Annotated in this window: 26 protein-coding genes; 16 read left to right on the top strand and 10 right to left on the bottom strand. The window is 67.4% G+C overall.

Annotated features, from left to right (window positions below; translation table 11 throughout):
- Positions 1 to 163: 163 nt before the first annotated feature.
- Both LH076_RS13690 and LH076_RS13685 read left to right on the top strand, forming a co-directional pair.
- Positions 164 to 1,156, top strand: a complete 993-nt coding sequence (locus LH076_RS13690) for a GDP-mannose 4,6-dehydratase (protein WP_227781303.1) — start codon at positions 164 to 166, stop codon at positions 1,154 to 1,156.
- The gene (locus LH076_RS13685) at positions 1,153 to 2,052 is read left to right on the top strand and encodes an NAD-dependent epimerase/dehydratase family protein (protein WP_227781302.1); all 900 of its coding nucleotides are present in this window, start codon (positions 1,153 to 1,155) and stop codon (positions 2,050 to 2,052) included. Before LH076_RS13690 ends, LH076_RS13685 begins: the two co-directional genes overlap by 4 nt.
- A gap of 21 nt (positions 2,053 to 2,073) precedes the next feature.
- Here LH076_RS13685 and LH076_RS13680 read toward each other — a convergent pair whose 3' ends face one another.
- Genes LH076_RS13680 through LH076_RS13665 form a run of 4 tightly spaced genes read right to left on the bottom strand, consistent with a single transcriptional unit; the run spans position 2,074 to position 5,685 of the window.
- The gene (locus LH076_RS13680; RefSeq protein ID WP_227781301.1) at positions 2,074 to 2,283 is read right to left on the bottom strand and encodes a hypothetical protein; all 210 of its coding nucleotides are present in this window, start codon (positions 2,281 to 2,283) and stop codon (positions 2,074 to 2,076) included.
- 16 nt (positions 2,284 to 2,299) lie between these two features.
- Complete coding sequence (locus LH076_RS13675) at positions 2,300 to 3,574, bottom strand: sulfate adenylyltransferase subunit 1 (RefSeq protein ID WP_227781300.1); 1,275 nt, start codon at positions 3,572 to 3,574, stop codon at positions 2,300 to 2,302.
- Positions 3,574 to 4,482 (bottom strand): sulfate adenylyltransferase subunit CysD, encoded by a 909-nt coding sequence (gene cysD, locus LH076_RS13670; RefSeq protein ID WP_227781299.1) that lies wholly within the window; start codon positions 4,480 to 4,482, stop codon positions 3,574 to 3,576. The genes LH076_RS13675 and cysD overlap by 1 nt, the downstream gene beginning before the upstream one ends.
- Positions 4,483 to 4,500: 18 nt before the next feature.
- On the bottom strand, positions 4,501 to 5,685 hold the full coding sequence (locus tag LH076_RS13665) for a nucleotide sugar dehydrogenase (protein WP_227781298.1): 1,185 nt from the start codon (positions 5,683 to 5,685) through the stop codon (positions 4,501 to 4,503).
- 34 nt (positions 5,686 to 5,719) lie between these two features.
- Between LH076_RS13665 and LH076_RS13660 the strand changes: the two genes are divergently transcribed.
- Positions 5,720 to 6,499, top strand: a complete 780-nt coding sequence (locus LH076_RS13660; protein ID WP_227781297.1) for a 3'(2'),5'-bisphosphate nucleotidase CysQ — start codon at positions 5,720 to 5,722, stop codon at positions 6,497 to 6,499.
- Here the strand turns inward: LH076_RS13660 and LH076_RS13655 are convergent.
- Positions 6,496 to 7,425, bottom strand: coding sequence for a sulfite exporter TauE/SafE family protein (locus LH076_RS13655; protein WP_227781296.1), 930 nt, complete (start codon positions 7,423 to 7,425; stop codon positions 6,496 to 6,498). The genes LH076_RS13660 and LH076_RS13655 overlap by 4 nt on opposite strands.
- Positions 7,426 to 7,841: 416 nt before the next feature.
- On the bottom strand, positions 7,842 to 9,224 hold the full coding sequence (cysC, locus tag LH076_RS13650) for an adenylyl-sulfate kinase (RefSeq protein ID WP_227781295.1): 1,383 nt from the start codon (positions 9,222 to 9,224) through the stop codon (positions 7,842 to 7,844).
- Positions 9,225 to 9,247: 23 nt separating this feature from the next.
- Here cysC and LH076_RS13645 point away from each other — a divergent pair, with 23 nt between their 5' ends.
- The 5 genes from LH076_RS13645 (at position 9,248) to LH076_RS13625 (ending at position 11,791) form a co-directional block, all read left to right on the top strand.
- Positions 9,248 to 10,192: an asparaginase gene (locus tag LH076_RS13645; RefSeq protein ID WP_227781294.1), complete on the top strand. Its 945-nt coding sequence runs from the start codon at positions 9,248 to 9,250 to the stop codon at positions 10,190 to 10,192.
- Between the two features lie 80 nt (positions 10,193 to 10,272).
- Complete coding sequence (locus LH076_RS13640; protein ID WP_227781293.1) at positions 10,273 to 10,698, top strand: helix-turn-helix domain-containing protein; 426 nt, start codon at positions 10,273 to 10,275, stop codon at positions 10,696 to 10,698.
- The gene (locus tag LH076_RS13635) at positions 10,676 to 11,065 is read left to right on the top strand and encodes a hypothetical protein (protein ID WP_227781292.1); all 390 of its coding nucleotides are present in this window, start codon (positions 10,676 to 10,678) and stop codon (positions 11,063 to 11,065) included. Before LH076_RS13640 ends, LH076_RS13635 begins: the two co-directional genes overlap by 23 nt.
- A 51-nt stretch (positions 11,066 to 11,116) precedes the next feature.
- Positions 11,117 to 11,407 (top strand): DUF2516 family protein, encoded by a 291-nt coding sequence (locus tag LH076_RS13630; protein WP_227781291.1) that lies wholly within the window; start codon positions 11,117 to 11,119, stop codon positions 11,405 to 11,407.
- A gap of 18 nt (positions 11,408 to 11,425) precedes the next feature.
- Positions 11,426 to 11,791: a phosphomannose isomerase type II C-terminal cupin domain gene (locus LH076_RS13625; protein ID WP_227781290.1), complete on the top strand. Its 366-nt coding sequence runs from the start codon at positions 11,426 to 11,428 to the stop codon at positions 11,789 to 11,791.
- Here the strand turns inward: LH076_RS13625 and rfbA are convergent.
- Positions 11,788 to 12,651, bottom strand: a complete 864-nt coding sequence (gene rfbA / locus LH076_RS13620; protein ID WP_227781289.1) for a glucose-1-phosphate thymidylyltransferase RfbA — start codon at positions 12,649 to 12,651, stop codon at positions 11,788 to 11,790. The genes LH076_RS13625 and rfbA overlap by 4 nt on opposite strands.
- Positions 12,652 to 12,693: 42 nt before the next feature.
- On the opposite strand from rfbA, the gene rfbB reads away from it, so the two are divergent.
- Positions 12,694 to 13,692: a dTDP-glucose 4,6-dehydratase gene (gene rfbB, locus LH076_RS13615; protein WP_227781288.1), complete on the top strand. Its 999-nt coding sequence runs from the start codon at positions 12,694 to 12,696 to the stop codon at positions 13,690 to 13,692.
- Positions 13,693 to 13,699: 7 nt separating this feature from the next.
- Positions 13,700 to 15,109 (top strand): sugar nucleotide-binding protein, encoded by a 1,410-nt coding sequence (locus tag LH076_RS13610; RefSeq protein WP_227781286.1) that lies wholly within the window; start codon positions 13,700 to 13,702, stop codon positions 15,107 to 15,109.
- Here the strand turns inward: LH076_RS13610 and LH076_RS13605 are convergent.
- On the bottom strand, positions 15,103 to 16,560 hold the full coding sequence (locus LH076_RS13605) for a sugar transferase (RefSeq protein ID WP_227781285.1): 1,458 nt from the start codon (positions 16,558 to 16,560) through the stop codon (positions 15,103 to 15,105). The two genes, LH076_RS13610 and LH076_RS13605, sit on opposite strands and share 7 nt — an antisense overlap.
- Positions 16,561 to 16,754: 194 nt before the next feature.
- The gene (galE, locus tag LH076_RS13600) at positions 16,755 to 17,726 is read right to left on the bottom strand and encodes a UDP-glucose 4-epimerase GalE (RefSeq protein WP_227781284.1); all 972 of its coding nucleotides are present in this window, start codon (positions 17,724 to 17,726) and stop codon (positions 16,755 to 16,757) included.
- Positions 17,727 to 17,749: 23 nt separating this feature from the next.
- On the opposite strand from galE, the gene LH076_RS13595 reads away from it, so the two are divergent.
- From LH076_RS13595 to LH076_RS13575, 5 genes are all read left to right on the top strand, one after another.
- On the top strand, positions 17,750 to 18,676 hold the full coding sequence (locus tag LH076_RS13595; RefSeq protein WP_227781283.1) for a glucosyl-3-phosphoglycerate synthase: 927 nt from the start codon (positions 17,750 to 17,752) through the stop codon (positions 18,674 to 18,676).
- Positions 18,673 to 19,533, top strand: a complete 861-nt coding sequence (gene folP / locus LH076_RS13590) for a dihydropteroate synthase (RefSeq protein ID WP_227781282.1) — start codon at positions 18,673 to 18,675, stop codon at positions 19,531 to 19,533. Before LH076_RS13595 ends, folP begins: the two co-directional genes overlap by 4 nt.
- Positions 19,534 to 19,595: 62 nt before the next feature.
- A complete protein-coding gene (locus LH076_RS13585) occupies positions 19,596 to 20,090 on the top strand; it encodes a hypothetical protein (protein WP_227781281.1) in 495 nt (164 codons plus the stop codon).
- Positions 20,083 to 20,682, top strand: a complete 600-nt coding sequence (locus LH076_RS13580) for a dihydrofolate reductase family protein (RefSeq protein ID WP_227781280.1) — start codon at positions 20,083 to 20,085, stop codon at positions 20,680 to 20,682. Before LH076_RS13585 ends, LH076_RS13580 begins: the two co-directional genes overlap by 8 nt.
- The gene (locus LH076_RS13575) at positions 20,679 to 21,482 is read left to right on the top strand and encodes an enoyl-CoA hydratase-related protein (protein ID WP_227781279.1); all 804 of its coding nucleotides are present in this window, start codon (positions 20,679 to 20,681) and stop codon (positions 21,480 to 21,482) included. The genes LH076_RS13580 and LH076_RS13575 overlap by 4 nt, the downstream gene beginning before the upstream one ends.
- 43 nt (positions 21,483 to 21,525) lie before the next feature.
- Here LH076_RS13575 and LH076_RS13570 read toward each other — a convergent pair whose 3' ends face one another.
- Positions 21,526 to 22,053, bottom strand: coding sequence for a mismatch-specific DNA-glycosylase (locus LH076_RS13570; RefSeq protein WP_227781278.1), 528 nt, complete (start codon positions 22,051 to 22,053; stop codon positions 21,526 to 21,528).
- Positions 22,054 to 22,116: 63 nt separating this feature from the next.
- Here LH076_RS13570 and LH076_RS13565 point away from each other — a divergent pair, with 63 nt between their 5' ends.
- Entirely contained in the window at positions 22,117 to 22,572 is a 456-nt protein-coding gene (locus LH076_RS13565) for a hypothetical protein (RefSeq protein WP_227781276.1), read from the top strand.
- Positions 22,573 to 22,595 lie beyond the last annotated feature (23 nt).

The following is a 22,595-nucleotide window of genomic DNA, read 5'->3' as shown; positions in this document are numbered from 1 at the left end:
GTGGTCGCTCCCACCTTCCCCCCTCCGCCGAACGGTCGCTTGCCGATAAGGGAGCCTAGCGGTCCGGTATCCCCATGGCGCGCTCGGTGGGAGTATGTGAAGAAGACCACTCGGCGCTCGATGCAACCTCATGCCACGCGCGCTGCGTCGCTATCATCCCTCCATGACATCGAAGCGGGCTCTTATCACGGGCATCACGGGCCAGGACGGCCAGCACCTGTCCGAGTTGCTGAATGAGAAGGGTTACGAGGTCTTCGGATTGATCCGGGGCCAGCGGAACGCTCGAAGGGAGGCCTTCGTCGCGGAGTTTCCGTTCGTCCACCTTGTCGAAGCAGATCTCACCGACCCGAGCTCGCTCTTGGGGGCTCTCAAGACCTCCGACGCCGACGAGGTTTACAACCTCGGTGCGATCAGCCACGTCGGTTACTCCTTCCGCAATCCGCAACTGACTGCTGACATCACAGCCAAGGGCGTGCTGAACCTCCTCGAAGCGATTCGCCAGACGGGACGTGCGGAGGAGGTGCGGTTCTACCAAGCTTCGACCTCGGAGATGTTCGGTGGCCTTGACTACAACCGGCCCGGCAAGGGTTACAACGAAATGTCTTTGTTCCACCCACGCAGTCCGTACGGCGTGGCCAAGCTCTATGCGCACTGGATCGCCAAGAACTACCGAGAGTCCTACGGCATGTTCGTCGCGTGCGGCATCCTCTTCAACCACGAGGGCGAGCGCCGCGGAGTCGAGTTCGTGACCCGCAAGATCACCGACGCCGTGGCGCGCATCCACCACGGGCTGCAAGACCACATCGAGCTCGGAGACCTGTGGCCGAAGCGCGACTGGGGCTACGCGGGCGACTATGTCCGTGGCATGTGGCAGATGTTGCAGCACGACGAGGCCGACGACTTCGTGCTCGCGACCGGCGAGACCCACTCCATCGAGGAGTTCCTGACCCTCGCGTTCGAGGAGATCGGCGTCGATGACTGGCGTCCCTACGTTCAGCAGAACCCTGAGTTCATGCGTCCCGCCGAGGTGGACATCCTCCTCGGCGACCCGACCAAGGCCGAGACGGACCTCGGCTGGAAGCGCGACGTGGACTTCCCGGGCTTGGTCTCCCGGATGGTGCAGCACGACTTGAAGGTCACGGATCCGAATCGATGAGGGTAGCCGTCACCGGCGCGAGCGGGTTCGTCGGTCGGCACCTAACCCACGAGCTGGTGGGCGCTGGTCACGAGGTCCTCGGGGTCGGTCGAGAGCCGGAGGGGCCGGAGGGCGCCTCCGGGTATGTCCGGGCCGACTTGATCGAAGGCTGGCCGGCCGCGGAGGTGGGTCACGTTGACGCGGTCGTCCACCTCGCGGCCCTGGCGGCAGTAGGTCCATCCTTCGACGCTCCCCAGCGTTATCTCGAGGCGAACAGCGCTCCCGTCACGTCGCTCTGTGAGGCGCTGCTCGTCGGCGGTAGGCCTGTCCGCCTGCTCAATGTCTCGACGGGTGCGGTCTACGCACCTGGCACCGGGATCGCTGAATCCGCGCCGACCGTCGCGTCCTCGCCCTACGTCGTCTCCAAACTCCTCACGGAGTTGCAGGCTTCCTACTACCGGCGTCGGGGACTCGACGTCGTGACGGTGCGGCCGTTCAACCACATCGGGCCGGGGCAGGGGGTGGGCTTTCTGTTGCCCGACCTGGTCGGCTCGGTGACCGCCGCGCGTAAGTCCGGCGGGGCTGTGACGGTCGGAAACCTCGACACGCGGCGCGACTACACCGACGTACGCGACGTCGTGCGGGCTTACCGGCTGCTGTTGGAGGCTCCGTCCGTCGACGCCGAGATCGTCAATGTATGTTCAGGAGCTGCTGTCTCCGGTCGATCGATCCTCGAGTCCGTTCTGCTTGCGATGCCCGGGTCGGACGTTTCGGTCGAGGTCGACCAAGCTCGGGTCCGACCGAACGATCCTGCGGAGATCAGCGGTGACTCCTCGCTGTTGCACTCGCTGACGGGCTGGGCACCGCGGATCAGTCTCGAGGAGACGGTCCGCGACTTCGTGGCCGCGCTGGGATGAGCGCGCCCGCCCTCCACCTGCTCAGCGGCGGCCCAGGACGATGACGCTTGCGATGAATAGCGTGACGGACCAGCAGCCGGCGATCAGGAGGTCGTCGACGTGGACGCCATGTGTTGCGGAGAGGCCGAAGAGGACTGGCCCGGACAGGCGCGACGTGCCGGCGACGCCATACACCGCCATGACGGTTGCGCAGACCATCAGCGTCGCGGCGGCGAGGATGCGAAGCGGCACTGCGTGAGGGTAGCGCTCAGCCGTTGATCATCCCGGCACCGACGGTGACGCCGGTGGCCTCGTCGATCAGGATGAACGAGCCCGTGGTGCGGTTCTTCGAGTAGGGGTCGGCCAGCAGCGGCAGGGTGGTGCGCAGCTGGACGCGACCGATCTCGTTGAGGCCGAGCTCATGGGTGTCCTGGTCGCGGTGGAGGGTGTTGACGTCGAGGCGGTACTGCACGTCCTTGACCAGCGCGCGGGCGCTGCGGGTGGTGTGCTTGATCGCCAGCTTCTGCCGGGGCTGCAGCGGCTTCGTCGTCATCCAGCAGACCATGGCGTCGATGTCCTGGGTCGCCTCGGGAGCGTTGTTGACCCGGGCGATCATGTCGCCGCGGCTGACGTCGACGTCATCCTTGAGCCGGATCGTCACCGACATCGGCGGGAAGGCCTGCTCGACCTGCTTGTCGAAGAGGTCGATCGCCTCGATCGTGCTCGTCATGCCGGAGGGCAGCACGATGACCTCATCACCCGGACGAAGGACGCCGCCGGCCACCTGGCCCGCGTAGCCGCGGTAGTCGTGGTGCTCGTCGGACTTCGGGCGCACGACGTACTGCACGGGGAAGCGCACGTCGACGAGGTCGCGGTCGGAGGCGACGTGGACGTTCTCGAGGTGGTGGATGAGCGTCGGGCCGCTGTACCAGTCCATGTTCGTGCTGCGCTCGACGACGTTGTCGCCGGCCAGCGCGCTGATCGGGATGACCTCGAGGTCTGGCACGTTGAGCTTGGTCGCGAAGGCGGTGAAGTCACTCTTGATCTGCTCGTAGACCTTCTCGTCGAAGTCGACGAGGTCCATCTTGTTGATGCAGAGCACGAGGTGGGGGACGCGCAGCATCGACAGCAGGACGGCGTGGCGGCGGCTCTGCTCGGTGAGCCCGTGGCGGGCGTCGACGAGCACGAGGCCGAGGTCGGCCGTGGAGGCACCGGTGACCATGTTCCGCGTGTACTGCACGTGGCCCGGGGTGTCGGCGATGATGAACTTCCGCTTCGGTGTCGCGAAGTAGCGGTAGGCGACATCGATGGTGATGCCCTGCTCGCGCTCGCTGCGGAGGCCGTCGGTCAGCAGGCTGAGGTCGGTGTAGTCGTGACCCTTCGCCTCGCTGGTGCGCTCCACGGACTCGAGCTGGTCGTCGAAGATCGCCTTGCTGTCGAGCAGCAGGCGGCCGATGAGCGTGGACTTGCCGTCGTCGACGGAGCCGGCGGTGGCGAAGCGCAGGAGGTCCATGTCGGTGCTGAGCACGGTGTTGGTGGCCATCAGAAGTAGCCCTCCTTCTTGCGGTCTTCCATGGCCGCCTCGCTGAAGCGGTCGTCACCCCGGGTCGCGCCGCGCTCGGTCACCCGGGCGGTCGCGACCTCGGCGATGATCTCGTCGATGGTGCTGGCGGTGGACTCCACGCAGCCGGTGAGCGTCAGGTCGCCGACGGTGCGGAACCGGACGGTGCGCTCCTCCGCGAACTCGCCGGGCCTGCAGGGGTTGAACTCGCTCTCCGTGAGGAGCATGCCGTCGCGCTCGAAGACGCGGCGCTGGTGGGAGAAGTAGATCGACGGGATCTCGATGCCCTCACGGCCGATGTAGTCCCAGATGTCGAGCTCGGTCCAGTTCGAGATCGGGAAGATCCGCATGTGCTCGCCCTCGTGGAGCCGCCCGTTGTAGAGCGACCAGAGCTCGGGGCGCTGGTTCTTCGGGTCCCACTGGCCGAACTCGTCACGGTGGGAGTAGACGCGCTCCTTGGCGCGGGCCTTCTCCTCGTCGCGGCGGCCACCGCCGAAGGCGGCCGTGAACTGGCCCTCCTCCAGCGCGTGGAGCAGGGTGCCGATCTGATGGCGGTTGCGGCTCGTCTTGCCGTCGTCGACGACGATGCCCTTCTCGAGGGCCTCCTCGACGGACGCGACGATCAGCTTGACGCCGAGGCGCGAGACCCACCGGTCGCGGGTCTCGAGGACCTCGGGAAAGTCGTAGCCGGTGTCGACCTGCAGGACCGGGAACGGGATCTTCGCGGGATAGAACGCCTTCTCGGCCAGGCGCATCATCACGATGCTGTCCTTGCCGCCGCTGAACATCAGCACGGGTCGCTCGAACTCCGCCGCAACCTCGCGGAAGATGTGGATCGACTCCGCCTCCAGCTGGTCCAGCTGGGAGAGCCTGTAGTTCGTAGATGTCATCGCCGCAGGAGTCTACGTTCAGTCGCGACCATAGATGTCACGGGTGTAGACCTTGTGAGACACGTCGTCGAGGACGTCCGTACGTCGGTTGGCGATGATCACGTCGCTGCGGGACTTGAACTCGTCGAGATCTCGAACGACCTCGGAGTTGAAGAAGCTCTCCTCGGGGAGGTTGGGCTCGTAGATCACGACCTCGACGCCCTTGGCCTTGATCCGCTTCATCACGCCCTGGATGGAGCTCATCCGGAAGTTGTCGCTGCCCGCCTTCATGATCAGGCGGTAGACGCCGACCGTCTGCGGCCTGCGGCGCAGGATGTCCTCGGCAATGAAGTCCTTACGCGTCGTGTTGGCACTGACGATCGCGCTGATCAGGTTCTGCGGGACGTTCTCGTAGTTCGCCTGGAGCTGCTTGGTGTCCTTGGGCAGGCAGTAGCCGCCGTACCCGAAGCTCGGGTTGTTGTAGTGGCTGCCGATCCTCGGATCCAGGCCGACGCCCTCGATGATCTGGGAGCTGTCGAGGCCGTGCACCGCGGCATAGGAGTCGAGCTCGTTGAAGTAGGCGACCCGCAGCGCGAGGTAGGTGTTGGCGAAGAGCTTGATCGCCTCGGCCTCGGTGCTGCCCGTCAGCAGAACGGGCACGTCCTTGTCGATCGCGCCCTCGACCAGGAGCTCGGCGAACTGCTTGCCCTTCGCCTGGCCGTCGGCGTCGAGGTGTGCGGAGCCGACCACGATCCGGCTCGGGTGGAGGTTGTCGTAGAGCGCCTTGCCCTCACGCAGGAACTCCGGGCTGAAGACGATCTGCGCACCCGGGTGGCGGTCGCGGAGCTCCTTCGTGAAGCCCACGGGGATCGTCGACTTGATCACCATCGTCGCGGACGGCTCGATCTCCAGTACGTCGGCCACGACGCTCTCGACGGAGCGGGTGTTGAAGTAGTTGGACTTGGGGTCATAGTCCGTCGGTGTTGCGATGACGACGAAGCTGGCTCCGCTGTACGCGGCCTGCTTGTCGAGGGTCGCGGTGAGGTTGAGCTCCCTGTGGGCGAGGTAGTCCTCGAGCTCGGCATCCTCGATGGGGGAGACCTTGTTGTTGATCTTGTCGACCTTGGCCGCGTCGAGGTCCAGCGCCCACACCTCATGGTGCTGCGCGAAGATGACAGCGTTGCTCAGTCCCACGTAACCGGTGCCGGCGATGGCGATCTTCACGAGGTGAGTCTAGGGGGATCGATAGGGTTCGTCCGTGCCTGACTTCACCTCCGACCACGATCTCGCTGCCTGGCTCGCCGGGCAGGCCGGTGAGCGACTCCTCCACGTCCGCGCCTCCTCGGGGCTCGAGGGAGCCGAGTTGAAGGACGCCGGCGACGAGGCGGCCCAGGAAGTGCTGGCTGGGCTCCTCTCCGCCTTCGCGCCGACTGACGCCGTCCTGTCGGAGGAGGCTGCGGACTCCGCTGCGCGCCTCTCGGTCGACCGGGTCTGGATCATCGACCCCCTCGACGGCACACGTGAGTTCTCCGAGCCGCCTCGGGATGACTGGGCCGTGCACGTCGCTCTCTGGGAGCGGGATCGCGGGCTCACCGCCGGGGCGGTTGCGCTGCCAGCCCGCGACCAGGTCTTTCACACGGGGCCCGGTGGTTTCGAGGCTCGCTCCGCTCGCACCTCAACCGTCGGGGGAGCCGACGAGCCGCTGCGCCTGGCCGTCTCCCGCTCCCGCCCTCCGGCGTTCGTGACGCCGCTGCAGGAGGCCCTGGGTGCCGACCTGGTGCCGATGGGTTCGGCCGGGGTCAAAGTCATCTCGGTCGTCGACGGGACGACCGACCTCTACGTGCACGCCGGTGGCCAGTACGAGTGGGACTCGGCCGCGCCGGTCGCTGTCGCGCGCGCAGCCGGGCTCTTCACCAGCCGCGTGGATGGCTCTGAGCTCGAGTACAACCGCGAGTCGCCGTACCTCCCCGACCTCGTCGTCTGCCGCCCCGAGCTCGCGGACCGAGTGCTCGAGATCCTCAGCGGCCTCGAGCTCTAGGAGCGGGTGCGGTCGACCTTCCAGGCCGATCGGTTCTCGTCGAAGGCCGGCAGGCCTGCCAGTTGGCGGATGCCGCCCCACACGAGTGGGCCGAGCAGGAGCATGCCGCCACCGATGATGCCGACCCAGGTGGGGGAGACGCCGAGCATCTTCAGGCCGGTCAGCGTCAGCACGATGACGATGCCGCGACGGATCACGCTCTGGTTGATCCATGCCGAGATCCGCGCGCCGAGGTAGGTGCCGGGCGTGCCTCCGAGGATGAGCGGGATGAGCACGTGCCATTCGACGCCGGTGTTGAGCACGTGGCCGACCGCAGCGCTGAGCACCAGCGGGACGGCCTGGATCAGGTCGGTCCCGACGAGTCGGACCGCGCTGAGGGTCGGGTAGAGGATCAGGAGCGCCACCATGATCAGCGATCCCGAGCCCACGCTGGTGATGCCGACGAGGAGGCCACCGACCGCGCCGACGATGAACGTCGGCAGCGCCCGCACCGTGATCTCGCTCGTGGTCACGTTGCCGGCTGCGAGCCGGCGCTGCTGGAGGAGGATCCGGCCGGTGTAGGACGCGGCCGCGGCGAGCAGGGCGATCCCGATCAGGGTCATCAACGTGTCGTCGGAGTGATCGGGCCCCATCGCCTTGACGATGAAGCCGCCCGCGAACGCGAACGGCACCGAGCCGGCGATCAGCCAGCCCGCCAGCCGGAGGTTGGGGGAGCCCTGCCTCCAGTGCACCGCAGCGCCGACCGACTTGTTGATGCCCGCGGCGACCAGGTCATTGGCCACCGCGGCGGTGGGGTTGATGCCGAGGAAGATCAGCGCGGGCGTCATCAAGGCGCCGCCGCCCATGCCCGTCAGCCCGACGACGATGCCGACACCGAAGCTCACGATCAGCACGGACAGCGCGTCGGTCGTCAGAAGGTCACCCATGGTCGCAGGAGTCTTCCAGACAAATATCCGGCAGAAACGCTCAGGTCGGTCCTTCGGGCTCCGAATGTGCAGCCATGATGATGCTCCTCGCCGGTGCCGTAGGCGCCTGGATCGCCACCTCGTTCGGGGTCGGCACTGTGGTGGGCCGCGCGCTCGCGCGTCGCTGACCTCTGCTCCCTCGCGGAGTGCGACGTGGCTCACGTCTAGACCACGAGACCGTTTTTCCTCGCGCTTAACGTTCGCGGAGCAGACTTCCGGCCATGCGCTGGTATCGGAAGTGGCGTCGCAAACGCGACTGCCGCAGGAAGTACGGGGATCGCGCTGTCCCCACCTCGAGAGACACTCGTCGAAGCGCCCTGATGGGCTGCCCCCCGTCATGCCCCCTGTGATGCCGTCGCCCCGCAGTGAGCCCAACCTCACGCCAAGGCCGGCAGCACAACCTTCAACAGACGCGTGATCTGGTCGGCGCACACCCGCGCCGCCTCAGGACCCCGTCGGTAGGGGTCCGCGACGTCGCTCTCCACGCCGGAGGCCCCCCGATTGGTGGCCAGGTGCGCGAGTACGCCGTCGCGGCCCGCCCCTGTCTCCAGCCGCTCGATCGCCGCAGCTGCCTGGCCGAGGGTCAGCACCTTCCGGAAGAGGGCGGGGTGGTCGTCGAGGATGTACGCCCGGTGCGTCGCCTCAGCCGTCAGCACGAGATCGGCGTCCTCCAGAAGCGCGCGGGTGATCGGCTTGCTCCGGAAGTTGCTCGCGTCTGCGGTGGCCAGCGTCGCCGCCATCTCGTCATCCATCGGCCTGCCGTCGAACCCATGCGTCCCCGCCGAGTCGAACTCGAGGCCGGCCAGCCGCATCGACTTCGCGGTCAGCTCCATGAACGCACTCCGGCAGATGTTGGCCCTGCAGACGAAGAGGATCTTGAACCGCTTCACCTCGTTGGTTGAGGTGCGAGCGAAGCGAGCCTCGAAACCACCGAGCACCTCTACGACCGGCTCGAGTGCCTCCTCGATCGTGATGCCCGTCGTGTCGACGACGACGTCTGCGTCCTCAGGCACCTCGTACGGACTCGAGATCCCCGTGAACTCAGGGATCTCACCCGCCCGCGCCTTGGCATAGAGCCCCTTGCGGTCCCGCCGCTCACACTCCGATAGCGGCGTCGCCACATGCACGAGGACGAACCGTCCGCCGGCCTCTTCTACCATGCGGCGGACATCCTTGCGGGTCGCATCGAACGGCGCGATCGGGCTGCACACCGCCGTGCCGCCGTTGCGGGCGATCTCCGCCGCGACCCATCCAATCCGCCGGATGTTCGTCTCGCGATCCTCCTTCGAGAACGTCAGCCCGGCCGACAGATTTCGTCGTACGACGTCCCCGTCGAGCGAGGTGTAGAGCCGCTGCTCCGCGTCATATCGCTCCATGAGTGCCCTCGCCAACGTCGACTTTCCGCTGCCGGACAGGCCCGTGAAGAAGACAACCAGGCCGCCGCTCGGCTTCGGCATTGCCTGGACGACTTCGGGATCGCCCAAGCGGGCCAGGACGTCGGGGAGCCGAGGATCGTCCGGCCGGATCGGCAGCGCCGTCGTCCGCTCCGGAAGTCCGGCAATCGTCGCCCGCCGATCCCGCAGGTGTCCCACCAGCGCGACGTGCTGGGGTTCGGTCGGGATCGGCATCAACGTGAGGGGTGCGCCCTCCTCGTCGACTAACTCGAGACCTTCGGTGCCGGGCACCGGTCCCTCGATGAGCCCAGCGGCGGCAAGGGTGAGGTCGTCGATGGTCGACTGGTCCGGGTGGATCTGCTGCACCCGGCTGATCTTAGGGTGGGCGCATGGCTGAGGTGCTGGCGGAGATCGTCCGGTCGGGGTTCGTCGAGGGGCATCACTACGGATCAGCGGTGACCCTCTCGGCCGACGGTGACATCGAGACCGCGTTGGGTGATCCTGGTGCCGCCTTCCTGCCGCGCTCGGCCAACAAGCCGCTGCAGGCGCTGGCGATGCTGGGGCTGGGCCTGGGGGCGATTGCGGTGGAGCCGGGGCATCTCGCGATTACGTGTGCGTCGCACTCGGGGGAGGAGATTCACCTCAGGGCGGTCCGTGAACTGCTGGGCGAGGCCGGGCTCTCGGAGCAGGCGCTGGGCAACATCGTCGACTGGCCCCTGGACCCGGCAGTGCGCGACGACTGGGTGCGCGCCGGGCGCAAGCCCAGCCGAATCGCGCAGAACTGCAGTGGCAAGCACGCCGGGATGCTGGCGACCTGCGTCGCCCGTGACTGGCAGCTGTCCGGTTACTTCGAGCACGATCACCCGCTCCAGGTCGGCATCAAGGAGGGCTTCGAGCGGATCACGGGGGAGCCGGCGGCGGTGACGACCGACGGCTGCGGGGCGCCGCTGCTGTCGGTGTCCCTCGTGGGCCTGGCGAAGGCCTTCCGCTCGATCGCACTCGCGGGCGATGGGGACGAGTGGAAGATCGCCTCCGCCATCCGCTCACGCCCCGAGCTGGTGTCTGGGACGGGACGCGATGAGTTCCGCCTGCTCACCGCCCTTCCGGGGACGATCGGGAAGCTCGGTGCCGAGGCGGTCTATGTGGTCGCGCTTCCGGACGGCCGCACCGCGGCACTCAAGATCGACGACGGCGGCGACCGTGCGCGGCCCGTAGTGATGGCGGCACTGCTGCGCTCCCTCGGGGTCGAGAGCGACGAGGTGGACGCCTCCGGCAAGCACGTGCTCCTCGGCGGCGGAGTGCCGGTCGGCGAGATTCGTGCCGTCGTGCCTTAATTTATCGCTGTTTCGGTGTGACCACCGCCGCCCAGTGGCCTGCTTGCAACAGTTAGCACCGGGCAAGCAGACTGGTACGTATGGTCAAGAGCAAGGGCATCCCCGTCGCCGCGACGGCGCGTGCCCTGGGGGAGTACCTCAAGGAGCAGCGAGTCACAGCGCATCTGTCGCTGCGCCAGCTTGCGGATCAGGCTGGGGTTTCCAACCCGTATCTCAGTCAGATCGAGCGTGGACTGCGCAAGCCGTCCGCCGAGGTGCTCCAACAGATCGCCAAGGCTCTGCGGATCTCCGCTGAGTCGCTCTATGTCCGTGCCGGATTCCTCACGCCCGAGGCTGGGACGGACGGCTCAGTCGAGCTGGCCGTGCTGGGAGATCCGAGGCTCACCGAGCGGCAGAAGCAGTCGTTGCTCGATGTCTATGCCTCCTTCCTGGCGCTGAATGACGATCACCTCGATCGTCGTCATCAACCACAAGGAGATAGCAATGCCGAAGTTCACCCTGCTTGACGTCAAGCTCCCGAAGATCAGCCTCCCCGAGGTGAAGCTGCCGAAGGTGACCCTCCCGGAGGTCAAGCTGCCGGAGGTCAAGCTGCCCGAGGTCCGGATTCCTGCGCTCAAGCTGCCCGAGTTCAAGAAGCCCGATGTGAAGCTGCCGGACTTCAAGCTGACGATCCTCACCGAGTCGGCCCTCGTGAAGCGTGGCGAGGCTGTCGTCGCCAAGATCCGCAAGACCGACGGCGTCAAGGTCGCGGCGACCGTGACCACCACGCCCGCCAAGAAGACCACTGCGAAGAAGGCTCCCGCCAAGAAGGCGCCCGCGAAGACCACGGCCAAGAAGGCGCCCGCCAAGAAGGCCGCTGCGAAGAAGGCCTGACTTCGGCCTGATTCGTCAGATCGATGAAGAACGCTCAGTAGGATCCCCTCCATGGATCTGCTGGGCGTTCCTTCATTTGTCTCGCTGATCGTCTATTTCGTCCTGCTGGCCGTGAAGCTTTACGCGTTCGTGAACTCGCTGCTCTGGACGCCGGAGCACTACCGCGCGGCCGACAAGTGGAACAAGCAGGGCTGGTCGATCACGCTGGGCTTCGCTGCGGCTCTCCAGGTGCTGCAGTGGTTCGTCTACATCCCCGGTTTGGTCAACCTGGCGCTCACGATTGTGGCGTTCGTCTACTTGGCCGATGTGCGTCCGGCGCTGGCCTCACTCCGGCGTCGCTGAGCCGTTAGGCTCCCCGGCATGATGGGTGACAACGTCGGCGACTCCGACGAGCGGCCGTGGGGGACCTGGGAGGTCCTCGCGATGGGCGACGGCTACAAGGTCAAGCGAATCAGGGTGAAGCCCCAGTCCCGCTTGAGTTATCAGACTCATGAGCACCGCGGCGAGCACTGGGTGGTCGCGAGTGGTTACGCCACCTGCGTGGTCGAGGGATCGACCGTCACAGCAGGTGTCGGTGAGTGCATCGACATCCCTGTCGGCGTGCCCCACCGCATCGGTAACGCCCAGGACGAGGAGCTGGTCATCATCGAGGTGATGCGCGGCTCGTATGTCGGTGAGGACGACATCATCCGCCTCGAGGACGACTTCGGTCGGGCTGACGCCTAGTCTTTCAGAAGGTCCAACAGATAAGCGCCGTAGCCGCTCTTGACGAGCGGCTGCGCGAGGCGCTCGAGCTCCTCGTGAGAGAGCCAGCCCATCCGCCAGGCGATCTCCTCCGGTGCGCCGACCTTGTTGCCCTGGCGGTGCTCGATGGCGCGGATGTAGTTGGCCGCCTCGTTGAGGTCTTCCACCGTTCCGGTGTCGAGCCACGCGGTGCCGCGGGGCAACACTTCGACGGAGAGGGTGCCCGCCTCGAGGTAGATCCGGTTGAGGTCGGTGATCTCCAGCTCGCCGCGGGCGCTCGGCTTGAGTCCCGCTGCGTGCTCGATCACCGAGTTGTCGTAGAAGTAGAGTCCCGGCACGACGTAGTTGCTCTTGGGCTTCTCGGGTTTCTCCTCAAGGGAGATGGCGACGTTGTGCTCGTCGAACTCCACGACGCCGTACGCCGTCGGGTTGGCCACCCGATATCCGAAGACTGCCGCGCCCTCGAGTGACTCGAAACGCCGCAGCTGGGTGCCCATGCCGGCTCCGTAGAAGATGTTGTCGCCCAGCACGAGGCCGACTCGGTCGTCGCCGATGTGGTCGGCACCGAGGATGAACGCTTGGGCGAGTCCGTCGGGCGACGGCTGCTGGGTGTAGGTGATATTGATTCCGAGCTGCGAGCCGTCCCCCAGCAGCCGTGAGAAGGCTTCGGCGTCGTGCGGCGTCGTGATGATGAGGATGTCGCGGATCCCCGCGAGCATCAGCGTCGAGAGCGGGTAGTAGATCATCGGCTTGTCGTAGACCGGCATCAGCTGCTTGCTCACCCCTAGGGTGATCGGATGCAGACGGGAGCCGGTGCCACCGGCGAGGATGATTCCCTTCACGACGATCCATCCTAGGGAGCGCCCCCGTTAGACTCGCGCCTCGTGCGCAAGATCCTCGTGACCGGCGGCGCCGGCTTCATCGGGTCCAACTTCGTCCACCACCTCGTCAACCACACCGACGACCACGTGACCGTGTTGGACAAGCTGACGTACGCCTCGACGGAGGAGTCTCTTGTGGGACTTCCCAAGGACCGGATTCACCTCGTCGTCGGCGACATTGCCGACGCGGCCACGGTCGACCCGCTGGTCGCCGAGGTCGACGCAGTCGTCCACTACGCGGCCGAGTCGCACAACGACAACTCATTGTCGGACCCGCTGCCGTTCCTGCAGACGAACATCATCGGGACCTACACGCTTCTCGAGGCGGTGCGAAAGCGGGAGAAGCGCTTCCATCACGTCTCCACCGACGAGGTCTACGGCGACCTCGAGCTCGATGATCCCGAGCGGTTCACCGAGTCGACGCCGTACAACCCGTCGTCGCCGTACTCCTCGACCAAGGCGGGCTCGGACCTGCTCGTGCGCGCATGGGTGCGTAGCTTCGGCGTGCAGGCGACGATCTCGAACTGCTCCAACAACTACGGGCCGTGGCAGCACGTGGAGAAGTTCATTCCGCGTCAGATCACCGAGATCCTGGAGGGGCGCCGCCCGCGGCTCTACGGCGATGGCCTCAACGTCCGCGACTGGATTCACACGGAGGACCACTCCTCAGCTGTCCTCACGATCCTCGAGACGGGGCGGATCGGTGAGACCTACTTGATCGGCGCCGACGGCGAGAAGAGCAACGTCGAGGTCGTCCGCGCGATCAACACCTACCTCGGTCGCGACGCCGAGGACATCGAGTGGGTCAAGGATCGGCCCGGCCACGACCTGCGCTACGCGATCGACTCCACCAAACTGCGTGAGGAGCTCGGCTGGACGCCGTCCTTCCAGGACTTCGAGCAGGGGATCGCCGACACCATCGACTGGTACCGCGAGAACCAGGCCTGGTGGGGTCCGCACAAGCACGAGACCGAGGCGAAGTACGCCGCGAAGGGGCACTGAGGCCTCGATGAACTCGACCAACGAAGTGAAGATCGACACGACGCCGATTCCGGGCCTTCTTGTCGTCACGCTGCCCGTCCATGGCGACGCCCGCGGCTGGTTCAAGGAGAACTGGCAGCGCGCGAAGATGACGGCGCTGGGCCTGCCGGACTTCGGGCCGGTGCAGAACAACATGTCGTTCAACGCCTCGCGCGGGGCGACCCGCGGCATTCACACCGAGCCGTGGGACAAGTTCGTCTCCGTGGCCTTCGGGCGCGTCTTCGCCGCGTGGGTCGACATGCGTGAGGGTGACTCCTTCAGGCAGACGTTCTCTATCGAAATCGGTCCCGAGACCGCCGTCTTCGTGCCCCGCGGTGTCGGCAACTCCTACCAGGCGCTCGAGGACAACACCGTCTACTCCTACCTGGTCAACGACCACTGGCAGCCCGGGCCGGCGTACCCCGCGCTCAACCTCGCCGACCCGACCGCGGCCATCCCGTGGCCGATCCCGCTGGACTCGGACGAGGTGGAGATCTCGGAGAAGGACCGCAACAACCCGCTGCTGGGCGACGTCACGCCGATGAAGCCGAAGAAGACCCTCATCATCGGTGCCAAGGGCCAGCTCGGCCGTGCCCTCGCTGTCGTCTTCCCTGAGGCTGAGCAGGTCGATCTGGACGAGTTGGACATCTCCTCGGCCGCCGCTGTCGAGGCGTGGCCGTGGAGTGACTACGAGGTCGTCCTGAACGCGGCGGCGTTCACCGCGGTCGACCTCGCCGAGACGCCGGAGGGACGCGCGACCTCGTGGGCCGCCAACGCCGTCGCGCCGGCCCTGCTCGCTCGGGCGGCGACCGAGCACCGCCTCACCCTGGTCCACGTCTCGAGCGACTACGTGTTCGACGGCACCGCGGCGTCCCACACCGAGGATGAGCGCTTGTCGCCTCTCGGGGTCTACGGGCAGTCCAAGGCCGCTGGCGACATTGCCGTCGCGACGACTCCGCGCCACTACATCCTGCGCACGTCGTGGGTGATCGGTGAGGGGAAGAACTTCGTCCGCACGATGCAGACGCTCGCGGGCAACGGCGTCTCGCCATCTGTCGTCTCCGACCAGATCGGGCGCCTCACCTTCGCCTCGACGCTGGCGGATGCGATCCGGCACCTGGTGACCTCGGGGGCCGAGTTCGGCACCTACAACGTCACCAACGACGGCGAACCGATGTCGTGGCGGGAGATCGCCGCCGAGGTGTTCGCTTTGCTCGGCCGTGACCGCGACGACGTGATCGGTGTAAGTACCGAGGAGTACTTCGCAGGCCCCTTGGCGGAGGGCAAGCCGGTCAGCCCGCGTCCGCTCCAGTCGACGCTCGACCTGTCGAAGATCAAGGCGATCGGATTCCAGCCGGACGACCAACTCGGGGCGCTGCGCGCCTACCTCGGTCAGTAAGCGCCCTTGGAGCCGACGACAGCGCCGACGGTGCGCGCCAAGATCGAGAGGTCCTGCGTCATCGACCAGTTGTCGACGTAGTAGAGGTCGAGACGGACCGATTCCTCGACGGAGAGGTCGTTGCGACCCGAGACCTGCCAGAGGCCCGTCATGCCCGGACGGACGTGCAGGCGACGGCGGAGGGCGTCGTCGTACAGGGCGACCTCGCGGGGGACCTGTGGCCGAGGGCCGACGAGGCTCATGTCACCGAGGAAGACGTTGAAGAGCTGCGGGAGCTCGTCGATCGAGAAGCGACGGAGCCAGCGGCCCGGGCGCGTGATGCGCGGGTCGTTCCTCATCTTGAAGAGCAGTGCGTCGACGCCCTGCTCCTCCTGGAGTTTTGCGACCAGGGACTCAGCGTTCACGACCATGGTCCGGAACTTGAAGCAACCGAACTCCTTGGCGTCCTTACCGACCCGGGTCTGTCGGAAGAAGACGGGACCGCGGTCGTGGAGCTTCACAGCCAGCGCGGCGTAGATCAGGATCGGCGCGCACATCAGGATCAGCACGCCGGAGCCCATCAGGTCGAAGGTGCGCTTGGCCCAGCGGCCGGCGAACTCGTAGCGCGGCGACTCCATGTGGATCATCGGGAGGCCGCCGACGGGACGCGTGCGGACGCGCTCGGCCGCGAAGTCGGTCATCGCCGGGGCCATGACGAGCTGGGTGTCGTGGCTCTCGAGCTCCCAGACGATCTTGCGCAGGTCGGCTGCGGAGCGCTGTGAGCCTCCTGTGAAGAAGATGACGTCGACGTCGTCCAGGCCGGTGACGTCGTCGTGGCTGTCGGCGTCACCGAGGATCGGGATGCCGGAGGCGGTCTCCGTTCCGGCGACGCCGCCGGAGACCAGCGCTCCGACCAGGTGGTAGCCGAGCCACTTCTCACGCCGGAGCACGTTGGCAACGTCATCGATCTGCGCACGACCACCGGCGATCACAGCCCGCTGCAGGAGGGAGCCGCGGACTCGCGCGGCGTGCAGTGCCCGCCGGAGGAGGAACCTGCCGACGAGGAGGAGGACAGTGCCGACGATGAAGGCGAGCAGGAAGAAGCCGCGAGAGAGGGAGAACTTCATCAGGTAGCAGCCCACGCCCACCAGCGCGGCGGCGAAGAGGGAGGCGTTGAGCACGCGCTTGAACTCGTCGGTCCCCTCACCGAAGACGGAACGCCGGTAGCTGCCCATGGCGCCGAGCATCAGCAACCAGCCCAGCGCGAGGAATGGGGCGACGACGTTGGCATCGTGAGCGATGTTGTGAGGGTCGTGGAAGAGGTCCAGCTTCGCGCGGCCGACCACCGCGACGATAGTTGAAACCAGGATCAACCCGGTATCCATGACGAAGGCCGTCGCCGGAAGCGCCTGCAGCGCGCGGCTCGGCGCGCTCGCCACCAGATGGCTTCTGCGCTCCGACAGAATCGTCACGTGTGCTCCCTCGACTTGTCCGGCAGCCCGCATCCAGGGCGCCGAGTCTCACTGTAGGCAGCGACATGTCTCCCTGAGATTTCCTCAGGGAAAAAAGTCCCGCCCTAGGACCTAACTCACAGTGCCCCCGAGCAGCATCGGTATAACGACGTGTCAGTTTCCTGGTCACGCCCTGTGTCTGAACGGAGGGTAGCTCAGCCCTTCGGTGCCGACGCCCAGGCGGAGGCGACCATGTCGGAGAGCGAGTGCCGCATGGCCCAGTCCAGGTCGCGCCGGGCGAGCTCGCCGGTGGCGACAATCCGAGCGGGGTCGCCGGGACGGCGCGGTCCGACCTCGGGCGTGAAGTCGATGCCGGTGACCTCACGGACCGCATCCATGATCTGGCGGACGGAGACACCGTCGCCCGAGCCGAGGTTGTAGACGGCCTCGAGCTGGTCACCCTGTGCCAGCCGCCGGGCGGCGACGACATGGCTGTGGGCCAGGTCGCTGACGTGGACGTAGTCACGCACGCAGGTGCCGTCGGGCGTCGCGTAGTCGTCGCCGTTGATCCGCGGGGTTCTGCCCTCGGCAAGAGCGCGGAAGATCAGCGGGAAGAGGTTGTGCGGGCTCGAGTCGTAGAGGCCCTCACCACCCGAACCGACGACGTTGAAGTAACGCAGGCTCGTGTGCGTGAAGCCGGGGCGCGCCTTGGCCACGTCGCGGAGCAGCCACTCGCCGATCAGTTTGCTCTCGCCGTACGGGCTCTCCGGGCTGGTCGGCGTCGTCTCGGTGACCAGGTCGACGTCGGGGGTGCCGAAGGTCGCGGCGCTGCTGGAGAAGACCATCCGGTCGACGCCGGTCTCGCCCATGGCCTCGAGGAGGGTGGCGGTGCCCTGGACGTTCTGCGCGTAGGTGTGCAGCGGGCGCTCGACCGAGACGCCGGCGTACTTGAAGCCGGCAAGGTGGATGACCCCGGTGACCTCGTGGCGCTTGAGGGTGTCGATCATCGTCCCGAGGTCGAGGATGCTGGCGTTGACCAGCTCGACACCGGCCGGGACGAACTCCGCGTGGCCGGAGCTGAGGTCGTCGACGACGACCGGCGTGAGCGCGTCGTCGCCGGTGTCGACGAGCGCCTTCACCACGTGCGACCCGATGTAGCCCGCTCCGCCTGTCACCAACCACGTCATGGGGGCAGGCTAACTTGTCCGGCGTGACCGGGATCGCGACCTATCGGTGGAGCGACTGGTCGCTCTCCGCGCTGGTCGAGCTGAAGCGGTCGTCGGGTACGTCGGTGTCACTGGTCGTGCCTGCCCGCAACGAGGCCGCCACGGTGGGCTCGGTGGTCTCACGGGTGCGCGCTGCGCTGATGTCGACCGTCGACCTGATCGACGAGGTGGTCGTGATCGACTCCGACTCCTCCGATGCCACGGCGGCCGTGGCTGCGTCGGCCGGCGCTTCCGTCTTCTCCTCTGCTGCGGTGCGGCCGGACCTCGGCTCCTTCCCCGGCAAGGGCGAGGCGATGTGGAAGTCGCTCTTCGTCACCTCGGGGGACGTCATCGTCTTCATGGACGCCGACCTGGTCGAGTGGGACACCCACTTCATCCCCGGCCTGCTCGGGCCGCTGTTGTCCTCTCCGTCCTGTGAGCTGGTCAAGGGGTTCTACGAGCGGCCGGGGGAGCACGGCCCGCTGGACGGCGGCCGCGTCACCGAGCTCGTCGCCCGGCCCGCTTTGTCGTTGTGGTGGCCGGAGCTTGCCGGTCTGGTCCAGCCGCTGGCGGGGGAGTGGGCCGTACACCGCTCGCTCTTCGAGGAGCTGTCGGTGCCGGTGGGCTATGCCGTCGAGATCGCGGCGCTGATCGACACACTTGAGTCCCGTGGCGTTGAGGCAATTGCGCAGGTTGATCTGGGGGAGCGGAGTCACAGTCACCAGCCCCTGTTGGATCTGGGTGTGATGTCGGCCCAGCTCATGGCGGCTATGGCGGCGAGGTCGGCTCGGTTTTCTTCGCCCTCCGAAGAAAGCCGGGTCGACCTCGTTCAGTGGCGGCGCGTCGAGTCCGGTGAGATCGAGGCGGTCGTGCGCGACGTACTGACGCATGAGCGGCTACCGGCGAACTCGGTCAGTAGGGTCGAACCATGATGCGGCTGGGGCGGCATGCGTTCGCCGAGGACGCGACGCTGATGATGGCGATCGTCAACCGCACGCCGGACTCGTTCTTCGACAAGGGCGCGACGTGGGACGAGTCCGCGGCGCTGTCGCGGGTGCGGGAGGTCGTCGCCGAGGGCGCGGAGATCGTCGACATCGGCGGGATCAAGGCGGCGCCCGGCGCGGTGATCTCGGAGGCGGAGGAACGGTCCCGGGTCGTGGACTTCGTGGCAGCGGTGCGGTCGGAGTTCCCGGGTCTGGTGATCTCGGTGGACACCTGGCGGGCCGGCGTGGCTGATGCCGTCTGTGCTGCTGGGGCGGATGTGATCAACGATGCGTGGGGTGGCGCGGACCCGGAGCTCGTCTCCGTGGCGGCTGCGCGGGACGTCGGGCTGGTCTGCACCCACACCGGCGGCGCGACGGTCCGGACGCGGCCGTATCGGCGGGAGTATTCGGACGTGATGGCGTCTGTTGTTGCTGACGTCATGGGTTATGCGTCGCGGGCCTTGGAGGCGGGCGTGTCCGCGGAGTCGATCGTGATCGACCCGGCGCATGACTTCGGGAAGAACACCTTCCACTCGTTGGAGGTGACGCGACGGCTCTCGGAGATGGTCGGGCTGGGCTATCCGGTGCTCGTGTCGCTGTCGAACAAGGACTTCGTGGGGGAGACGCTCGATCTGCCGGTCGGCTCTCGGCTCACCGGCACCCTTGCCGCTACCGCTGTGTGCGCGTTGGCCGGCGCGCAGATCTACCGCGTCCACCAGGTCGCGCCCACCCGCGAGACGGTCGACATGGTCTGGTCGATCGCCGGCCGTCGGGCTCCCGCCCGGGCGATCCGGGGGCTGCAATGAGAGTCGTGCTCGTGCCGGGGGTGCTGGCGCTGAAGGCTGAATTCGCTTCCTTGGTGGATCCCGTGGCTGACCTGCGGGCTGCTGTCGTCGCGGCGCTGGCGTGGGTCGGCTCGGGTGCGCGCGTGGTGGGTGACTCGCACGGCGTCGTGGCCGGCCTGCTCGAGGCGCAGGAAACTCCGGATTCGGTGGCAGGAGACCCCGAACTCGGCGGGGTGGTCGTCGTGGCGAACGGGTCGGCGACGCGGAGTGAGAAGGCGCCGGGGCACCTGGACGAGCGGTCCCATGGGTTCGACGACTGGCTGCGTGAGGCGCTGACGGTGGCGCCGTCGGAGCTGCGGCGGATCGACGTGGCGCTGGCCGAGGAGCTGTGGGCGGATGTCTCCGCGCTTCCCGAGCTGGCCGACCTGCTGTGCGGCCCGAGGCCGGCGGACTTCGCGCCGGTCGAGACCGACCCCGGTCCGGTGGCGAAGGGGGCGCGGTTGGTGTCGGTCGACTACGACGACGATCCGTACGGCGTGAAGTACTGGGTGATGCGATGGGAGATCGACGATGAGTGACGCTCTTTCCGCTCTCTCGGGGATCCGGGCTCTGGTGGGGGAGGCGTCGTGGGACTGGCCCGACGGTCCGTGGCTGCGGGTCAACATGGTCTCCTCGCTCGACGGAGCCGCCGCCGGGTCTGATGGACGAGCGGGCTCGATCAACAACCCGGCCGACCAGGCCGTCTTCCACGAACTGCGGGCGGGCGCCGACGCGATCATCGTCGGCGCTGGCACGGCTCGGGCCGAGGGCTACCACCCGGCGGGCAAGCCGCTCATCGTCGTGGGCCGGGAGCTACCTCCGACCCTGGTGGACGGTCCGGGGGTCCGGCTGGTGCCCGGCGGTGACTTCGATGCTCTGCGGGGGATGGTCGAGGGGCTGCGGGCAGAGGGGCTCACGCGACTGCTCTGTGAGGGCGGACCGACCCTGCTGGGCTCGATGTTGCGGGCCGGCCTCGTCGATGAGCTCTGCCTGACCTTCACACCGATGATCGTGGCGGGGGAGGCCCCGCGGATCGTGGCCGGCCAGCCGGTCGACGTACGGATGGAGCTGAATGCGCTGGTGGACGTCGACTCGACGTTGATCTCGCGCTGGCTAGTCTCACGTCCGTGACCGATCTGTCTGGGAGTCCTGAGGTGGCCGAGGTGACCGACGAGCTGCTCATCGAGCGCGCCGACGGCGTGGTGACGGTGACGTTCAACGCGCCGGCGCGGATGAACGCGTTCAGCTTCGCGATGTACCAGGGGCTGCACGACCTGTGCGACTCGCTCGCGGCCGACGAGTCCGTCAAGGTGCTGGTGCTGCGCGGAGCCGGTGGGCGCGCCTTCGCCGCCGGGAACCAGATCTCGGACTTCCTGTCTCGGGATGCGGTGGAGTACGAGGGCTGGCTCCAGGCACTCTTTGCGAAGATCCAGCGGCTGCCTCAGGTCTCGATCGCGGTCATCGACGGTGTCTGCGTCGGTGGCGGTCTCGCCGTCGCGACGCACTGCGACCTGCGCCTCGCGACGCCGTCCTCGCGGTTCGGGTACCCGATCGGTCGGACGCTGGGCAACGCGCTCTCCTCGGGCGTGCTCTACCGCTGCGCCGCGATCTTCGGCGAGGCCCTCACGCGCGAGATGCTCCTCGCGGCCCGGCTGGTGGGTGCGGACCGTGCCTATGCGGTGGGTGCGCTGGCCTATGTCGGGCCGGCTGTCGAGGAGGAGGTTGCCTCGATCATCGCCTCGGTGCAGGTGATGTCGGGCGTGACGATCGGCCACACCAAGACCCAGCTCGCGCGGCTGGTGGACCAGTTCGAGGGTGCGCCGGAGGACGAGGACGCCGCCCTGCGCGAGATCTACACCGGCCCCGACTTCAACGAGGGCGTGCGCGCGTTCCTGGCCAAGGAGAAGCCGGCCTTCCCCTCCCGCGGGTGAATGCTTCCGGCACCTCTGGGTGCCGGAACCATGCACCCTCGGGCTAGAGGATGCCCGCCGCGCGCGCCGGCTCTGCGTACTTCGCCGCCAACGTGGCGACCGTCTCGTGGGCGTTGAGGCCGCTGGGGTTCGGCACGACCCAGATCTCGGCGCCGCCCCACTCCTCGGTGACGCCCGGAGGCTGCAGGCCGGGCAGTGCCGTGGGCAGCCGGAACGCCGAGCGGTAGGCGCCGATCCCCGCGATCGCGACCACCGGGACCTCGATCCGGCGGACCAGCTCCTGCAGCCGCGCGCCGCCGTCGACGTACTCCTCGCGGGTGAGCTCATCCGCCCGAGCGGTCGCGCGGTGGACGACGTTGCTGATCCCGATGCCGCGCTCGATCAGGTGCTCGCGATCCGCGTCCGTCATGCCGGTGGACGGGATGTCGCGCGAGATGATCCCGGCCATCCGCAGCGCGGGGTAGAAGCGGTTGCCCGGGTGCGCGAAGTGGGTCTGCGTCGCCGCGGTCCACAGGCCCGGGTTGATCCCGACGAAGAGCAGCTTGAGACCGGGACCGATCAGGTCGGGCACCTCGGCGTCTCGGAACTTATCCAGTTCAGCTCTGGTGAAGGTCCGGGCTAGGGTCACGGGACTATGAAACACCGTCGTTTCCTGGCCCTGATCACCCTGCCCCTCGTGCTCTCGGTCGGGGCGTGCGGCTCCTCCGGCTCGGGCTCCGGCGGCTCGCAGGACGATTCCGCGGCGACGTCCTACAAGGTCCTGGACCTGGTCTCGGCCAAGGGCGCCGGCGGTACGGCGGCCTCGGCCCTGACCTGGCTGCAGACGCCGGCCTCGCGCGACGAATACGCCGCGCAGTTCACGGGCCCACTCGAGGCCAAGCTCTCGGCGGCCTTCGCGTCGGCCAAGCCAGCGGCCGGCCAGGACCTCTTCGCCTCGATCGTCTCGGTCGGCTGCGGCGCACCGACCGACGCTGTCGTCTTCCACTCCTTCGACGGCGTCGTGGTCCAGGCCTCGCCCTCGCCCGATGCGTCGGGCTGCACGACCCCGACGACCACCGTCGCCGTTGTCGCGGGTCCGCCGCCGGAGTAGGCGCCTGCCCGATTAGGGTCGTC

Origin of the sequence: Nocardioides sp. Kera G14 (assembly GCF_020715565.1) — a bacterium.
Classification (GTDB): Bacteria; Actinomycetota; Actinomycetes; order Propionibacteriales; family Nocardioidaceae; genus Nocardioides.
The sequence above is the reverse complement of the archived record's forward strand: the minus strand, read 5'-3'. Positions and strand labels throughout refer to the sequence as shown.

Bases quoted from the DNA above. Each gene is read 5' to 3' on its own strand.
- LH076_RS13565 (WP_227781276.1), top strand. From the start codon at position 22,117: ATGAAACACCGTCGTTTCCTGGCCCTGATCACCCTGCCCCTCGTGCTC.
- LH076_RS13640 (WP_227781293.1), top strand. From the start codon at position 10,273: ATGGTCAAGAGCAAGGGCATCCCCGTCGCCGCGACGGCGCGTGCCCTG.
- LH076_RS13690 (WP_227781303.1), top strand. From the start codon at position 164: ATGACATCGAAGCGGGCTCTTATCACGGGCATCACGGGCCAGGACGGC.
- cysD (WP_227781299.1), bottom strand. From the start codon at position 4,482: ATGACATCTACGAACTACAGGCTCTCCCAGCTGGACCAGCTGGAGGCG.
- LH076_RS13655 (WP_227781296.1), bottom strand. From the start codon at position 7,425: ATGGGTGACCTTCTGACGACCGACGCGCTGTCCGTGCTGATCGTGAGC.
- LH076_RS13630 (WP_227781291.1), top strand. From the start codon at position 11,117: ATGGATCTGCTGGGCGTTCCTTCATTTGTCTCGCTGATCGTCTATTTC.
- LH076_RS13625 (WP_227781290.1), top strand. From the start codon at position 11,426: ATGATGGGTGACAACGTCGGCGACTCCGACGAGCGGCCGTGGGGGACC.
- LH076_RS13685 (WP_227781302.1), top strand. From the start codon at position 1,153: ATGAGGGTAGCCGTCACCGGCGCGAGCGGGTTCGTCGGTCGGCACCTA.
- galE (WP_227781284.1), bottom strand. From the start codon at position 17,726: ATGACGTGGTTGGTGACAGGCGGAGCGGGCTACATCGGGTCGCACGTG.
- folP (WP_227781282.1), top strand. From the start codon at position 18,673: ATGATGCGGCTGGGGCGGCATGCGTTCGCCGAGGACGCGACGCTGATG.
- LH076_RS13580 (WP_227781280.1), top strand. From the start codon at position 20,083: ATGAGTGACGCTCTTTCCGCTCTCTCGGGGATCCGGGCTCTGGTGGGG.
- LH076_RS13635 (WP_227781292.1), top strand. From the start codon at position 10,676: ATGCCGAAGTTCACCCTGCTTGACGTCAAGCTCCCGAAGATCAGCCTC.
- LH076_RS13645 (WP_227781294.1), top strand. From the start codon at position 9,248: ATGGCTGAGGTGCTGGCGGAGATCGTCCGGTCGGGGTTCGTCGAGGGG.
- LH076_RS13675 (WP_227781300.1), bottom strand. From the start codon at position 3,574: ATGGCCACCAACACCGTGCTCAGCACCGACATGGACCTCCTGCGCTTC.
- LH076_RS13610 (WP_227781286.1), top strand. From the start codon at position 13,700: ATGAACTCGACCAACGAAGTGAAGATCGACACGACGCCGATTCCGGGC.